Origin of the sequence: Aeromicrobium sp. (genome assembly GCF_023146395.1) — a bacterium.
Lineage (GTDB): Bacteria > Actinomycetota > Actinomycetes > Propionibacteriales > Nocardioidaceae > Aeromicrobium.
The window spans coordinates 188,269-202,852 of the sequence record NZ_JAGLCD010000012.1 but is presented as its reverse complement, the minus strand read 5'-3'; the positions used below and the strand labels follow the sequence as shown (position 1 = coordinate 202,852).

The window sequence follows — 14,584 nt, the reverse complement described above, 5'->3', positions numbered from 1 at the left end:
CGTTCGGCACTCGTGCGGTCGTCATTGGCGACCGTGGGGATCGACAACGAGTCGAGGACGGCCTTCAGCTTCGCCCCGGTCTCAGTCTTCAGGAACCCCGTCAGGTGCCACCCCTCAGGCACGGCGGACAGTTGGAGGTCTTCCTTAGCCATCCCGTTGATCCACGCCTCATCCAACGCCTCGGGATAGACCGCGTCGCGCAGGGCGCGGACGACCCGGCGGAGCTGAACGGGTTCATGGGTGGTCGCCACGGCGAGAAGCCACGGTTCAGCATCAGTCACGATCTCGTGGCCGATGTGCTTGAGGCCGAAGGTGAAGAGCTTGACGTGGTCCAGGCGGATGGCGCCTTCCACGGCCGCCTCGGCGACGGCGGGCAGTTCCCGCATCGTGTGGTCGGCCGCGATCAGAGACCGCGTGGTGCGGGCGTCGAGGCGCAGGTGGTCCCGCGCCCAGGCGGTGACGGTGGAGGCGCCGTCGAGTTCGTGGTCGGCGGTGCGTTCCAGCTCCGCCAGATGGTGAGCCTTCGCGGCGTCGAGGGCGTCCTGGGCGGTCTGGATCGCGACCAGAGCGGACCGGTGGTCGGTGCTGGTGACGGCGTGCGCGGCGGTACGGAGTGCGTGCACCGTGGGCCCCGAAACCATGGTTCGAGTGTAGTCGAACAGGTGTTCGATGGCAAGGGATTGGGGGCAGATTTCTGCTGGGGTTGCAGGTTTTCTGACAGGCAGTCCGCTCAGATCGGGGCGGACGGAAACAACCTGCTTCTGGTCGTTGCTGCATGTCCGTCACGACGGCGCGAGGTCGGCTGTCCGGGTCTCGATACTGGTCCTCGTCCCTCGGACCAACTCGACCACCGGGTGGGGTGGTGACGGTTCGACTCAACCTGGCGGGGTCTCGATACGGCCGCTCGCAGAGCTCGCGAGCCACTCGACCAGCAGGTGGGTCCGCGCTCGCGAGACACTCGACCAGCGAGGGGCGGGGCGCTCGGTCAGCGGGGGGGGTTAGATCTGGATCTCGCCGATCAGGGGTGAGAACGGGGAACGACGCGGACGGGGTGCGTCGATCGCGCGCTCGACCGCGACGACGTCGGGAGCCGCGACGACGCCGCGCACCCCGCCCACGAGCCGCACGACCAGCACGGGAGTCACGGCCAGAGCCGCCACGACCAGCAGGATCCCGAGCGCCCCACCCAGCAGTCCGTCCGCGGCGTCGGCGACCGCCGCCACGACCGATCCCCCACCGACGTAGACCAGCGCCCACGTGCAGGATCCGGCGAAGGAGGCCGGCAGGAACATCCGGTACGACAGGCCCGCCGTACCCGCGGCGGCCGGCGTGACGGTGCGCAGCACGGGCAGGAGCCGGGTACCGAACACCGCGAGCGCGCCACGGCGGCGCAGCAGATCGGTCGCCCGGTCGAAGTGCTCCACCCCGATGCGCCGTACCGGCCGGGTGGAACGCAGTCGCTCGCCGTACCGCCGGCCGAGCAGATAGCCCACGTGGTCACCCGCGCACGCACCGACGGCCACGAGGACACCCAGCGCGACCATGAGCTGCCACGACGGCAGGGTCGCCGCGAGGAGCACGATCGCCGTCTCCCCCGGCAGGAACATGCCGACGCCGAGACCGGACTCCGCGAAGGCGATGCCCAGTCCTGCGGCGAGCGACCACACGACGTGCATGGGAAGAGGCTCCGCCCACCACGCATCGCGCCGTGGTCCACCGCATGACGGCCCGGTGAACGTTGCCCGCACGAGCGGGCCTGGGCTCAGGGAGCCAGCCGGTCGCGCTCCCACGCATCGCCGTTCGCGCGGAAGCGGATCCGGTCGTGCAGGCGGTTCGGACGGCCCTGCCAGAACTCGAAGACCTCCGGCACGAGCCGGAACCCGCCCCACTCGTCGGGGCGCGTGCCCGCGTCGGGCGAGGCGGCGGCCTGTTCCCACCGACGCTCGAGCTCGGCGCGACCCGCCACGACCTGCGACTGGGGCGACGCCTGGGCGCTGATCCTGCCGCCCGGCGGCCGTGAGGCGAAGTAGGCGTCGGACTCCTCGGCACTGACCGGGGCGACCCTGCCCTCGAGCCGGACCTGGCGCGACAGGTCGTGCCACAGCAGCACTGCGGCCGCCCGAGGGTTCTCGGCCAGCTCGGTCCCCTTGCGGGACGTGTAGTTCGTGTAGAACACCGCGCCCTGCGCGTCCAGCGACTTGAGCAGCACGATCCGGACCGACGGAGCACCGTCGGGCGTGGCCGTCGCCAGGGCCATCGCATTCGGTTCGGTGATGCCGGCCGCGACGGCCTCGGCCAGCCACCGGTCGACCAGCGCCAACGGATCCTGGCCCGCCTCGGAATCGTCGAGACCGGTGGCGCCGTACTCACGCCGCATCGCCGACAGATCGGGGGTGACCATGACCACACGGTATCGGGGGTGGCACGATGAGGCCCATGACTGAGGTACACCACGGGCTCGAGGGCGTCATCGCGTTCGAGAGCGAGATCGCCGAGCCCGACAAGGAAGGGTCCGCGCTGCGCTACCGCGGCGTCGACATCGACGACCTCGTCGGACGGGTGCCGTTCGAGAAGATCTGGGGCCTGCTCGTCGACGGCGCCTACGAGCCGGGACTTCCGCCGGCCGAGCCCTTCCCCATCCCGGTGCACTCCGGCGACATCCGCGCCGACGTGCAGAGCGCGATCGCGCTCACGGCCCCCGCCTGGGGCATGAAGCAGCTCTACGACATCGACGACGTGCAGGCGCGCGAGGATCTCGCCCGCGCCGCCGTCATGGTGCTCTCCTACGTCGCCCAGGCCGCCCGCGGTGTCGGTCAGCCCTTCGTGCCGCAGAGCGAGATCGACCAGTGCTCGACCGTCACGGAGCGCTTCCTGAAGCGGTGGCGCGGCGAGGTCAACCCCGATCACGTCAAGGCCATCGACGCCTACTGGGTCTCGGCCGCCGAGCACGGCATGAACGCCTCGACCTTCACGGCTCGGGTCATCGCCTCGACCGGCGCCGACGCGGCCGCGGCCCTCTCCGGCGCCGTCGGCGCGATGTCCGGCCCCCTGCACGGCGGAGCACCCGCTCGCGTGCTGACGATGATCGAGGAGGTCGAGAAGCTCGGCGACGCCGAGGCGTACGTCAAGAAGCTCCTCGACTCCGGCGAGCGACTCATGGGCTTCGGCCACCGCGTGTACCGCGCCCAGGATCCGCGTGCCCGCACGCTGCGTCGCACCGCCCAGGAGCTCAAGGCGCCTCGCGCCGAGGTCGCCGAGGCGCTCGAGAAGGCGGCGCTCAAGGAGCTGCGGGAGCGTCGACCGGACCGCGTGCTGGAGACCAACGTCGAGTTCTGGGCGGCCATCATGCTGGACTACGCCGAGATCCCGCCGCACATGTTCACCGCGATGTTCACCTCGGCTCGCACCGCCGGCTGGAGCGCGCACATCCTCGAGCAGAAGCGCACCGGCCGCCTGATCCGTCCGTCCTCGATCTACACCGGCCCGCCCTCGCGCCGGGCCGACGAGATCGAGGGCTGGAACCCCGACTGGGCCGACGCCTGAGGCTGCACCCTCACCACGGCACCCCTAGCGTGGATCGCATGACGATCCCTGATCTTCCGCTGTCCGACTCCGTCTCGATCCCGCAGCTCGGTTTCGGGGTGTTCCAGGTCGACCCTGCGACGACCCAGGAGGTCGTCGAGCAGGCGCTCGAGGCGGGCTACCGGCACATCGACACGGCCAAGGTCTACGGCAACGAGGAGGGCGTCGGCCGAGCACTGGCCGCCTCCGGCATCGCCCGTGACGAGGTCTTCGTGACCACCAAGCTCTGGAACGCCGACCAGGGACGTGACGCGACCCTCGCGGCGTTCGACGCGAGCCTCGACCGGCTCGGTCTCGACGTGCTGGACCTCTACCTGATCCACTGGCCGACGCCCGAGCACGGCACCTTCGTGGAGACCTGGAGCGCGTTCGAGCAGCTGCGCGACGAGGGCCGCGTCCGCGCCATCGGCGTCTCGAACTTTCGCGCCGAGGACCTCGCGACCCTGGCGGAGGCGGGGCTCTCGACGCCGTCGATCAACCAGGTCGAGGCGCACCCGCTCCTGCCGCAGGTCTCGCTGCGCGAGTACCACCAGGCGCACGGGATCCTGACCGAGGCGTGGAGCCCCCTGGCCCAGGGCGAGGTCCTGGACCTGCCGGAGATCACCGGCATCGCCGAGGCGCACGACGCCACGCCCGCCCAGGTCGTGATCGCCTGGCACCTGGCGATCGGCAACGTCGTGATCCCGAAGTCGGTGACTCCGGACCGGATCCGCTCGAACTTCGCCGCGTCCGACCTCACGTTGAGCGACGACGAGGTCGCCACGATCAGCCGCCTGGACCGCGGCCACCGGATCGGCCCCGACCCGAGCACGTTCCACGCGGCCTGACGCCGCCGCCGACGCCGACCCCGACCCCGATGCCGCGACTGCAGCACCGGACCCACGGTTCCCTATGCTGACCCGGTGAAGACGTGGGTGGTGAAGGGGATCACGACCCTCGTCCTGGTCGTCGCCGTCACGGCGGTGGGCCTCGGCCTCACCGGGCCGGACGGCCAGGTGCGTCCGTCCGACCGCTCGCCCTCGGCCGGCTCGGAGGAGACCGCGACGCCGGAACCCGAGCCCACCACACCGGCACCGGAACCCACCCCGCTCGCACCCGCCGATCCGACCGCACTGTCACCCGTCACCGGCACGTGGCCGGGGCGGCCGGACGGCACTCCGGAGGTGTCCCCCGGCGTCGTCGACTGGTGCCCGGCGGTCCAGGTGCAGGTCAGCGACGCCGCACGGCGCGCGGTCGGCGAGCAGGCCGCCGCTGCGGCCGCGTGCCGAGCCGTCGCCTTCACGTTCGAGGCGCGCTACTCGCGCCTGGCCCTGCCGCGCGAGACGTTCGCGGCCACGGACTTCGCCGGGGTCGAGGACCAGCTGACGGAGCGCGCCCGGACCTCGACCTATCCGGCCCGAGTCGCGGCGGTCGTCGCGTCCCCCCGCAGCACCGCGGCGCGCGAGGGCACGGGCGTCGTGCTGCTCGACGGCCCAGGTCCTGGAGGCGGGCGCCAGTTCTTCGGTCCGCCGTGGTCGGAGACGGGCTACGCGGACCGACCGGTCTGGGTCGACCCGACCTGGAGCGTCGTCACGATCGACCTGCAGCGCGGCGGATCGCCACCGCTGCTGTCGGCGCGACTGGAGGCGTCCGCCGGAGTGCCCGTCTGGAACCCCGCCACGGCGGCGCCCGAGAAGCTCACCGTGAGCACGACGGCGAGCTATGTCCTGGCCGGCCCCGACTGGCGGGTGAACGGCTGGACGCTCAGCCAGGACGTCCGGGGATTCACCCCGCTGACGTGACCGCTCCGGGCCCGAGAATGAGGCCGGGGTCGACCATCCCCCCGAGATGGTCGACCCCACGGCACTGCGACAAGACTAGCCGCTCCTAGTCCTTTGTGACTAGTCCCTGTCGGCAGACGTCCTCGCCGGCTCGCGCGGCGGGAGCCGGAGCCGCGCGTCGACACCGGTCGAATCGCGATCTTGACCAGCAGTGACGCGATCACGAGGCGCCGGGCGGCCCCGTCCGCTCGACTGCGACACCCGCCCCGTCGTCTCACATGGCGAGATCTTGGGCGACTCACAGCCACGACACGCCGATGGCCCTCGCGTGGTCAGGTCGGGCCATGCTTGACTGACTAGGTCGAGCCGTCGGAGTCGTCGCCCTCCCTGCGATGCCACCGCCATCATGACCGCGGTCCGCGGCGCGGCGTTGGGCCCGCGCCGCTCCCTGCGCGGGCCCTTTCCCTGTCCGGGCACACTGCGCCCCGCCCGGACCCTCTCCTCTGCCTGCGCCCCGCGGCGACTCAGGCGTCGTAGGCGGCCAGCAGCCGGTCGGCCGCCTCGGCCGCGCCGAGGCGGCCCGCCAGGATCTCCTCGCGCACCTCGGCGCGCACGTCACGCACGCCCTCGTGACGGCGCAGACGGTCCTCGAGCTCGTCACGCACCAGGGCCCACGTGAAGTCGAGCTGCTGCTGGGCGCGCTTGGCCGCGAGCCCCTTCGGGCCGAGGAACTCCCGGTGCCGCAGGACCCGGGCCCAGACCGTGTCGATGCCCGAGCCCTCCAGCCCGGAACAGGTCAGCACGGGCGGAACCCAGTCCTGGGTGCCGGCATAGACCATCCGCAGCGCGCCGGCGAGGTCCTTGGCCGTCACCTCGGCCTCCCGCACGCGCTCCCCGTCGGCCTTGTTGACCGCGATGACGTCGGCGATCTCGAGGATGCCCTTCTTGATGCCCTGCAGCTGGTCGCCCGTGCGGGCGAGCGTGAGGAACAGGAACGTGTCGACCATGCCCGCGACCGTGATCTCCGACTGCCCGACACCGACGGTCTCGACCAGGACGACGTCGAAGCCCGCGGCCTCCAGGATCGTCATGGCCTGGCTCGTGGCGCGGGCGACACCGCCCAGCGTGCCCGCCGACGGCGAGGGGCGGATGTAGGCGTTGCGGTCGACCGCGAGCGCCGACATCCGGGTCTTGTCACCCAGGACCGATCCACCGGTGCGGACGCTCGACGGGTCGACCGCCAGCACCCCGACCTGGTGGCCGCGGCCGGTCAGGTGGGTGCCGAGCGACTCGATCGTGGTGGACTTGCCCACCCCGGGCACGCCGGAGATGCCCACGCGCACGGCACCGCCGGCGTCCGGGGTCAGGGTCGTGAGCAGCTCCCGCGCCGTGGCGCGGTGGTCGGCTCTGCGGGACTCCACGAGCGTGATGGCCCGCGAGATGGCCGAGCGGCGTCCTGCTCGGACACCGCTCGCCAGCTCGTCGACGTCGATCGCCGCCATCGCCGCCCGGCCCTCAGTCCTGCAGCTGGGCGCGGAGCTTGTCGAGCAGGGACAGGGCGGAGTCGGCGATGACGGTACCGGGGAGGAAGACCTCGGCGGCACCCATCTCCTGGAGCGTCGGGACGTCGTCAGGCGGGATCACGCCGCCCATCACGACCATGATGTCGCCGCGACCCTGCTCCTCGAGTGCTGCCTTGAGCTCCGGCAGCAGCGTGAGGTGCCCCGCCGCGAGGGAGGAGACTCCGACGATGTGGACGTCGGCGTCGATCGCCTGCTGGGCGACCTCCTCGGGCGTCGAGAACAGCGGGCCGACGTCGACGTCGAAGCCCAGGTCGGCGAACGCCGTGACGATGACCTTCTGGCCGCGGTCGTGGCCGTCCTGGCCCATCTTGGCCACGAGGATGCGCGGCCGGCGGCCCTCGGCCTCCTCGAACTCGGCCGTCGCGTCGATGACGCGCTGGATGTTGCCGCCCTGACCGGCTTCCGTGCGGTACACACCCGAGATCGTACGGATCACGGCCTGGTGACGCCCGTAGACCTTCTCGAGCGCGTCGGAGATCTCGCCCACGGTGGCCTTGGCCCGGGCCGCATCGACCGCGAGCGCGAGCAGGTTGCCGTCCAGGGAGCCGTCGGTCGAGGAGCCACGCTCGGCCGAGGCGGTGAGGGCCTCGAGCGAGCGTCGCACGGCCTCGTCGTCGCGCTCGGCGCGCAGGCGCTCGAGCTTGGCGACCTGAGCGGCGTAGACCGCGGCGTTGTCGACCTTGAGGACGTCGAGCGGGTCCTCGTCACGCAGGCGGTAGGTGTTGACGCCGATCACGGCCTGCTGCCCGGAGTCGATGCGGGCCTGCGTGCGGGCCGCGGCCTCCTCGATGCGCATCTTGGGGATGCCCTCCTCGATGGCCTTGGCCATGCCGCCGGCGCCCTCGACCTCCTGGATGTGCGCCCAGGCGCGGTTCGCCAGCTGCCGGGTGAGCTTCTCGACGTAGTAGGAGCCGCCCCACGGGTCGATGCTGCGCGTCGTGCCCGACTCCTGCTGCAGCAGCAGCTGGGTGTTGCGCGCGATGCGAGCACTGAAGTCGGTGGGCAGCGCGATGGCCTCGTCGAGCGCGTTGGTGTGCAGGCTCTGGGTGTGTCCCTGCGTGGCCGCCATGGCCTCGATCGCGGTGCGCTGGACGTTGTTGAAGACGTCCTGCGCCGTGAGCGACCAGCCCGAGGTCTGCGAGTGCGTGCGCAGCGACAGCGACTTGGGATTCGTCGGGCCGAAGTCCTTGACCAGCCGGGCCCAGAGCGCACGCCCGGCCCGCATCTTGGCGATCTCCATGTAGAAGTTCATGCCGATGGCCCAGAAGAAGCTGAGCCGCGGCGCGAACGCGTCGACGTCGAGTCCCACGTCGAGGCCGGCGCGGATGTACTCGACCCCGTCGGCCAGCGTGTAGGCGAGCTCGAGGTCGTTCGTGGCCCCGGCCTCCTGGATGTGGTAGCCGGAGATGCTGATGGAGTTGAACCGCGGCATCTTCTGCGCCGTGTAGGCGAAGATGTCGGAGATGATCCGCATCGACGGGGCCGGCGGGTAGATGTAGGTGTTGCGGACCATGAACTCCTTGAGGATGTCGTTCTGGATCGTCCCCGCGAGCTGTTCCGGCTTCACCCCCTGCTCCTCGGCCGCGACGATGTAGAGCGCGAGCACCGGCAGCACGGCGCCGTTCATGGTCATCGACACGCTCATCTCGTCGAGCGGGATGCCGTCGAACAGCGTGCGCGTGTCGTAGATCGAGTCGATCGCGACCCCGGCCATGCCGACGTCGCCCTTGACCCGGGGGTGGTCGGAGTCGTAGCCGCGGTGGGTCGCGAGGTCGAACGCGACCGAGAGGCCCTTCTGACCGGCCCGGAGGTTGCGGCGGTAGAACGCGTTGGACTCCTCCGCGGTGGAGAAGCCCGCGTACTGGCGCACCGTCCAGGGCTGGGTCGTGTACATGGCCGGGTACGGGCCGCGCAGGAACGGCGCCTGGCCCGGGTAGGTGTCGAGGGCGTCCGCGCCCTCGAGGTCGGCGGCCGTGTACAGCTCCTTGACGTCGATGCCCTCGGGGGCGGGCCAGGACTCGACGCCGTCGGCGGCGCGCGCGTAGGCCTCGGGATCGGGCGTGGGCTGCTGCTCGGGATCGAGCGGGAAGTCGGCGAAGCTGCTGGGCACCGAGGTCATCGCGCCAGCTCCTCTCGGGTCGTGCGGAGGAAGGCGAGGGCGTCGAGCCCCGCGAAGGCCTGCGCGTCGGCGCCCACGTCGACCTTGCCGGCGACGACGACGTGGCGGGCACCGGCCTCCCGGAGCGCCGCGACGAGATCGGCACCCCACTCGGCGTAGGCCTTGTCGTTGCCGGTCAGGCAGACCACCGGCGAGCCGTCGTAGGCGGCCAGCACCTCGTCGACCCCGCTCGTGGCTCCAGCGGCGACAGTGTCGATGCCGCCGGCGGCGAGCAGGTTGGCCGCGAAGGTGGCCCGCGCCGTGTGGGCCGCGATGGGCCCCATCGTGGCCAGGAAGACCGGCGTCGCAGCGCGGTCGTCACGCATCGCCTCGAACTCGTGGGCGTAGCGGAACACGGCCGGTGCCGTGGGGTACGGACGACGCTCGGGCTGCTGCTCCTCGAGGTTCGGGAACTCGCTCACGCCGGTCAGCGGCATCGCGCGCTTGGCGACCAGCAGGCTGCGGGCCTCCCGCGTGGCCACGATCCGCTCGGCCACGAGGTCCAGCGCGGCCAGCACGCCACCGGCGGCCTCCAGCTCGGCGAAGCCCGCCCACGCCGCGTGCGCGAGGTCGTCGGTGAGCTGCTCGACGAGGTGGGAGCCACCCGCGGGGTCGGTGACCTTGGCGACGTGGGACTCGCTGATCAGCAGGCTCGAGGTGTTGCGGGCGATGCGCCGGCTGAACGCCTCCGGCAGGCCCAGCGGCTCGTCGAACGGCAGCACCGTGACCGACGCCGCGCCCCCGACCCCGGCGGCGAAGGACGCGACCGTGGTGCGCAGCATGTTCACGTACGGGTCGTAGGAGGTCATCATCGGCCGTGACGTGACGGCGTGCTGGCGCTGCCCGCGGCCGGACTCGGCGACGCCGCTGAGCTCGGCGACACGGGCCCACGTGCGACGGGCCGAGCGGAGCTTCGCGATCGTGGGGAACTGCTCGTCGGTCGCGGCGATGCGGAACTCCAGCAGGCCGGCGGCCTCGTCGACCGTCAGACCGGCCTCGGTCAGGGCCCGCAGATAGGTGGCTCCCGCGGCGAGCAGGTAGGCGAGCTCCTGGACGTCGGAGGCGCCGGCGTCGTGCACCGCCGTGCCGTCGACGACGATCGCACCGATGCCCAGGGGCAGGGCCAGGCGTGCCGCCTCGGCCGCGACGCCCAGGTCGGTCTCACCCCCGCCGAGCTCCATCCGCTGCCGGACCGCGGTGCCCACGGGGTCGACGCCCAGGTTGCTGCCGTGGTGGGCCGTGACGGCCTTGTCCTCGATGACCGCCACGAGGGCGCGCGCCGCGCCGAGCGGGTCGTGGGCGTCCTGCACCACGACGGGCGCGAGATCGACGAAGACGGGCTCGAGGATCGTCGCGAGCGCGTCCGTGGGGACCCCGTCCGGGCCGAGCGTCAGCCAGAGCGAGTTGACGCCGTTCTCCAGGTCGGTCACGACCTCGTCGGCCGTGCGCTGCGGGTCCGGATCGGTGAACCAGGCCCGGATGTCCCAGGCACGGTTCTCGCGCAGCGCCTCGGTGCCGCGCGTGAAGGGCGCCTGACCGGGAAGACCCGTCGGGGGCAGGTCAGCCGTGAGCTCGGGGGTGCCCAGGGGCGTGACCTCGATGCCGTCGAGGGTCGTGGTCGTGAGCGTGGCCCAGGCGTCGCTGTCGGGGGCGTCGTCGGCGAGCCTGCGGCTCTTGCGCAGGACGGCCGCCGTGGCCTTCTCCCACGCCTCACGTGTCGATTCCAGGCCCTCGGCGAGCGGAACGGTCACCTCCGCAGGGGTGGCCGGCGTTTCGGCTGACATGTGCCGCATCGTACGAGGTCCCGAGCCCTCGCGCCCACCCGGCCCGGTCACCGCTGACTGCAGCGTCAGGCGCTCGCGCTGCGGACCGCCTCGGCGAGCTGGGCGCGCGCTCGGCTGATGCGGCTCTTGACCGTCTGCACGCCGATGCCCTGGTGGGCGGCGATCTCGTCGTACGTCATGTCGCCGTACTCGCGCAGGACGAGCGCTTCCCGAAAGTCCTCGCCGACCTCGCGCAGCGCAGCCGTGACGAGGTCGCGGTCGTCGACCTGACCCGTCGTGTCGGCGACGACGACGAGGTCGACGATGTCGTCGGTGTCGATCGGAATGCTGCGGCGCTTGCGACACACGGCGATCGACGCGTTCGCGGCGATGCGGTAGCACCACGTGCTGAACTTGGCGTTGCCCCGGAACTTGTGGATGTTCTGCCAGGCCGCGATCAAGGTGTCCTGCAACGCGTCCTCCGCGTCCTGCGGGTCGGCCGTGATGCGCAGGCACACCGACCACAGGACGTCGCGGCTCTCGGTGACGAGCTGGGTGAAGGCATCGGCGTCGCCCGCGCGGGCGCGCTCGACGAGGGAGTGCTCGTCCCCTACGGCCTGCGTCATGTGACCCCCCAGTCGGTCGACCGGCCACCAGTATGTCCGTTCCGGGGCCGGTCCACTACCGCACGCGATGGGGAGGCCTCCCCGTGTCGGGCGGTCGGAATCTAGGGGGCCGGTGGCGGAGGTGGGGGCGGCGGCACGGGCGGGAGCTCGGCACGGTGCGCGATGGCGCGGTACGACTGGGCCAGCACCCGCGCCGCCTCGGCCTCGCCGGGAGCCAGTGCCAAGGTGGCCCGCGACTGCGCCTCGCCGGAGCGACGCCGCGCCTCCGAGGCGACCTCCGCCGCGGGGGCGTCGCGGCCCAGCCCGAGCTGCTCGGCCGGGTGGGTCGTGCGACTGAGCCGTTCGAGCTCGGGGATCAGGTCGGTCGCGACGCGGGTCGAGCGCAGCATGCCGATGGCCTGGATCTCGCGCACGATCTGCAGCTCCGGCGCCACGAGCGCCTGCTCGACCAGGTCGAGCACGACCTGGTCGGCCCCGCTGTGTCGTGCGGCACGCTCGACCGCGTCGAGGGCGCGCAGGGCCTTGAGCCCCCCGGCGCGCGCCTGCACGTGGTCGCGCAGCAGGCGCTGCAGTCCGGCCAGGCCCGAGACGTCGCCGAGCCACTCGGCGAACGTCTCCGAGCCGTCTCCGGCCTGGAGCCGCCCGGCCTCGAGGCCGAACGGGCCCAGCTTCTCCTGGAGGTCGCGCACCCGTTCGGCGGGCAGGACCGCGTCGAGACCGACTCCCGTGCGCAACCGGACCGGGGCGACGTCGGCCAGGGCGGCCAGGTCCAGGACGTCACGTTCGCGGAGGCGTCCGGTGCGGGAGGTCTCGGCCAGGAGTCCGGACACGGGGACCACGTCGCCGACCTCGCCCGCCCGGGACACCGCCAGGTGGCGCGCCTGGTCCCGCGCCGGCCGCAACGGGTCGTCCGCGGCCGCGTCGGCCAGCAGGTCGGCCTGGGACAGCACGCCGATCGCGTTGACCGCCGAGCCGTTCATCTCACCCGACGCCGCCCGGAACTGCGTCAGGAACTCCGCCTCGTCCTCGCGCTGCTCCTGGCGGAACACGAAGAGCACCGCATCGGCGTCACCGCTCGCGTGCTGCGAGGTCAAGGAGTCCCCGAGGATCGCCGAGCGGGTCGCGCTCTCGCTCTCGGGGGTCAAGGACGCCAGACCCGGGGTGTCGATCAGGGTCAGGCCGCGCAACGGGGCCGACTGCAGGCGCACGACGAGCCGCCGGACCTCCTCGACCGGGACGGGGAGGTCCTCCGGAAGACGTCCGTCCACGAGGGAGATCGCGATCTCCCGCCCGTCGTGGCAGTGGACGACGGCCGCGCCGTCGGGAGAGCCGAACTCGAACCACGTGACGACCCGGGTGCACTCACCGGCCCGCGTCGGCGCGATCCGGCGCCCGATGAGGGCGTTGACGAGCGTCGACTTGCCGGCCTTGACCCGCCCCACCACGGCGAGGCGCAGCGGATCCGGCAGGGCCGCCCGGCGGCGCGCCGTGACCTCCCGGACGGCGGGGCTGGCCACGGTCTCGATCTGCCGCAGCAGGGCGTCGACCCGCTGCACGACCGTCGTCACCCGTCACCCGATCCCGTCGTCGTGATGCAGGTCGTGGTGACCAGCGGCCTCGGACGTAGGGTCCTGGTCGGGCGACCACGGGGCGTCGTCCCAGCCGTCGGCCCCGGGGTCGTGATCGTGGTCCAGCACCACTGGCGCGTCGTCGTCGCTCTGGTCCGCATCGTCGTCATCGTCGAGGTCGTCGCCGGCGTCGATCGCGTCGGCCGCGTCACCGACCGGGTCGTCGTCGGGAACCAGGGACTCCTCGGACGTCTCGGCCTCGGGGTCCAGCGCGTGGGCGAGGGCCCGGAGCCACGTGGACTCCGGGACCGGGGCGATCGGCAGGTGGTCCGACATCGCGATCAGGCCCTGGCCGCCGCGACCTCGTCGCCCCGCAGGACGACGGGCAGCATGGCCCACTTGCCGTCGAGCAGCGACGAGACCGCGTCCGACTGCGGGAGGCCCGAGCCGACCGCGGAGGCGGCCGTGTCGGGAGCCGGCTCGTCACACACGACGGCCTGGTTGTTGCCGTCCTCCCACGCGTCCTCGAAGTACTCGATCGGGATCTCCATGGCCTCACCGTCCGGCGTGCCGGTGTCGTTGACGTACACGACACCCTTGTCCTCGTCGATGCCGGTGAGCATCACGATGTGGTTGATTGCGTTGTTCTCCGGACCCGGGTCGTAGCCGTACATCGGGCCCCAGTACTCGTCGGCGTCGACCATGACGGCCACGCCCACGTCGTCGGCCAGCATCTCCTTGAGGTCCTGGATCTCCAGTCCGTCCTCGAGCTCGGCCGGGACGTCGTAGGCCTCGAGCATGTCGACGATGTCCGGGGCGTACATGCCGGTCGTGGTGCCGTCGGGGAGCACCTCCATGACGCCGTTCTCGACCGCCCAGGTCGCGAACTCCTCCTCGTTCGTGAAGGTCTGGCCGGTGTACTCCGAGACGATCTGCGCGATGGCCGACGGGGCGCACGTGCCGTTGACGGCCTGCTCGAACCAGAGCTCGGCGTCGCCGAACGGGTCACCCACGAGGCTCGTGCTGTCGGGATCGCCCTGCGGGTGCTTGCCGTCGTCGTCCTGGTCGTCATCGTCGTCGTCGTCGAAGTCGATGTTCTTGGTGTCGTCGTCGTCCTGGGTCTCGCCGTCGGCGAACCAGCTCGTCGGGCCGTCGGAGCCCTTCTTCTCATCGTCGTCATCGTCGTCGCCGAATCCGGTCTGCTGGAACTCGGACTCGCCCAGCTCGTCGCCGAAGCTGTCGACCAGGTCGGGGGCCAGCTCCGTGGCCTGCTCCAGGTCGACGACCGTGGGCTGCGCCGAGGTGTCGCCCGGGTCCTCGTAGACGCCGACCTGACCGTTGCCGAGGTCGATCACGGCGAGGTCGACCTTGCCGTCGCCGTCGGAGTCGATGTCGGCGGCGTCGACCTTGCCGTCACCGTCGGTGTCGTACGTCGCGATCGACGAGTTGTCGTCGAAGTACTCGACCACCGTGTCGACGACACCGTCACCGTCGAGGTCGTCGAACTGCTGGTTGCCGATCAGGTCGTCACTCGGGTCGGACAT

Annotated in this window: 13 protein-coding genes; 3 read left to right on the top strand and 10 right to left on the bottom strand. The window is 71.8% G+C overall.

The annotated features are described in order from the left end of the window. The 3 genes from KAG51_RS10820 to pdxH form a co-directional block, all read right to left on the bottom strand. Window positions 1-641, bottom strand: a 641-nt coding sequence (locus KAG51_RS10820) for a DUF222 domain-containing protein (protein ID WP_290583511.1), incomplete at its 3' end; no start/stop codon positions are given. Between the two features lie 357 nt (window positions 642-998). Then, window positions 999-1,676 carry a DedA family protein gene (locus tag KAG51_RS10815; protein ID WP_290583509.1) on the bottom strand — a complete coding sequence of 226 codons (678 nt, stop codon included), beginning with the start codon at window positions 1,674-1,676 and terminating at the stop codon, window positions 999-1,001. Between the two features lie 86 nt (window positions 1,677-1,762). Further along, on the bottom strand, window positions 1,763-2,401 hold the full coding sequence (gene pdxH, locus KAG51_RS10810) for a pyridoxamine 5'-phosphate oxidase (RefSeq protein ID WP_290583507.1): 639 nt from the start codon (window positions 2,399-2,401) through the stop codon (window positions 1,763-1,765). Window positions 2,402-2,436: 35 nt separating this feature from the next. On the opposite strand from pdxH, the gene KAG51_RS10805 reads away from it, so the two are divergent. The 3 genes from KAG51_RS10805 (at window position 2,437) to KAG51_RS10795 (ending at window position 5,363) form a co-directional block, all read left to right on the top strand. Beyond that, on the top strand, window positions 2,437-3,543 hold the full coding sequence (locus KAG51_RS10805) for a citrate synthase 2 (protein WP_290583505.1): 1,107 nt from the start codon (window positions 2,437-2,439) through the stop codon (window positions 3,541-3,543). 38 nt (window positions 3,544-3,581) lie between these two features. Continuing rightward, a complete protein-coding gene (locus KAG51_RS10800) occupies window positions 3,582-4,409 on the top strand; it encodes an aldo/keto reductase (RefSeq protein WP_290583503.1) in 828 nt (275 codons plus the stop codon). A 75-nt stretch (window positions 4,410-4,484) separates the two neighbouring features. Then, entirely contained in the window at window positions 4,485-5,363 is an 879-nt protein-coding gene (locus KAG51_RS10795; RefSeq protein ID WP_290583501.1) for a hypothetical protein, read from the top strand. A gap of 503 nt (window positions 5,364-5,866) precedes the next feature. Here KAG51_RS10795 and meaB read toward each other — a convergent pair. The 7 genes from meaB to KAG51_RS10760 form a co-directional block, all read right to left on the bottom strand. Beyond that, window positions 5,867-6,844, bottom strand: a complete 978-nt coding sequence (gene meaB, locus KAG51_RS10790; protein WP_290583499.1) for a methylmalonyl Co-A mutase-associated GTPase MeaB — start codon at window positions 6,842-6,844, stop codon at window positions 5,867-5,869. A 13-nt stretch (window positions 6,845-6,857) separates the two neighbouring features. Further along, entirely contained in the window at window positions 6,858-9,044 is a 2,187-nt protein-coding gene (gene scpA, locus KAG51_RS10785) for a methylmalonyl-CoA mutase (protein WP_363316164.1), read from the bottom strand. Next, complete coding sequence (locus KAG51_RS10780; RefSeq protein WP_290583497.1) at window positions 9,041-10,867, bottom strand: methylmalonyl-CoA mutase family protein; 1,827 nt, start codon at window positions 10,865-10,867, stop codon at window positions 9,041-9,043. Before KAG51_RS10780 ends, scpA begins: the two co-directional genes overlap by 4 nt. A gap of 65 nt (window positions 10,868-10,932) precedes the next feature. Further along, window positions 10,933-11,472 carry a sigma-70 family RNA polymerase sigma factor gene (locus KAG51_RS10775; RefSeq protein WP_290583496.1) on the bottom strand — a complete coding sequence of 180 codons (540 nt, stop codon included), beginning with the start codon at window positions 11,470-11,472 and terminating at the stop codon, window positions 10,933-10,935. A gap of 101 nt (window positions 11,473-11,573) precedes the next feature. After that, window positions 11,574-13,040, bottom strand: a complete 1,467-nt coding sequence (locus KAG51_RS10770) for a dynamin family protein (RefSeq protein ID WP_290583494.1) — start codon at window positions 13,038-13,040, stop codon at window positions 11,574-11,576. A gap of 3 nt (window positions 13,041-13,043) precedes the next feature. Next, entirely contained in the window at window positions 13,044-13,376 is a 333-nt protein-coding gene (locus KAG51_RS10765; RefSeq protein WP_290583492.1) for a hypothetical protein, read from the bottom strand. A 5-nt stretch (window positions 13,377-13,381) separates the two neighbouring features. Next, complete coding sequence (locus tag KAG51_RS10760; RefSeq protein ID WP_290583490.1) at window positions 13,382-14,584, bottom strand: C39 family peptidase; 1,203 nt, start codon at window positions 14,582-14,584, stop codon at window positions 13,382-13,384.

Excerpts from the sequence above, each read along its gene's own strand:
- KAG51_RS10815 (WP_290583509.1), bottom strand. The coding sequence starts at position 1,676 with ATGCACGTCGTGTGGTCGCTCGCCGCAGGACTGGGCATCGCCTTCGCG.
- pdxH (WP_290583507.1), bottom strand. The coding sequence starts at position 2,401 with ATGGTCACCCCCGATCTGTCGGCGATGCGGCGTGAGTACGGCGCCACC.
- KAG51_RS10805 (WP_290583505.1), top strand. The coding sequence starts at position 2,437 with ATGACTGAGGTACACCACGGGCTCGAGGGCGTCATCGCGTTCGAGAGC.
- KAG51_RS10800 (WP_290583503.1), top strand. The coding sequence starts at position 3,582 with ATGACGATCCCTGATCTTCCGCTGTCCGACTCCGTCTCGATCCCGCAG.
- meaB (WP_290583499.1), bottom strand. The coding sequence starts at position 6,844 with ATGGCGGCGATCGACGTCGACGAGCTGGCGAGCGGTGTCCGAGCAGGA.
- scpA (WP_363316164.1), bottom strand. The coding sequence starts at position 9,044 with ATGACCTCGGTGCCCAGCAGCTTCGCCGACTTCCCGCTCGATCCCGAG.
- KAG51_RS10780 (WP_290583497.1), bottom strand. The coding sequence starts at position 10,867 with ATGTCAGCCGAAACGCCGGCCACCCCTGCGGAGGTGACCGTTCCGCTC.
- KAG51_RS10775 (WP_290583496.1), bottom strand. The coding sequence starts at position 11,472 with ATGACGCAGGCCGTAGGGGACGAGCACTCCCTCGTCGAGCGCGCCCGC.
- KAG51_RS10765 (WP_290583492.1), bottom strand. The coding sequence starts at position 13,376 with ATGTCGGACCACCTGCCGATCGCCCCGGTCCCGGAGTCCACGTGGCTC.
- KAG51_RS10760 (WP_290583490.1), bottom strand. The coding sequence starts at position 14,584 with ATGTCCGACCCGAGTGACGACCTGATCGGCAACCAGCAGTTCGACGAC.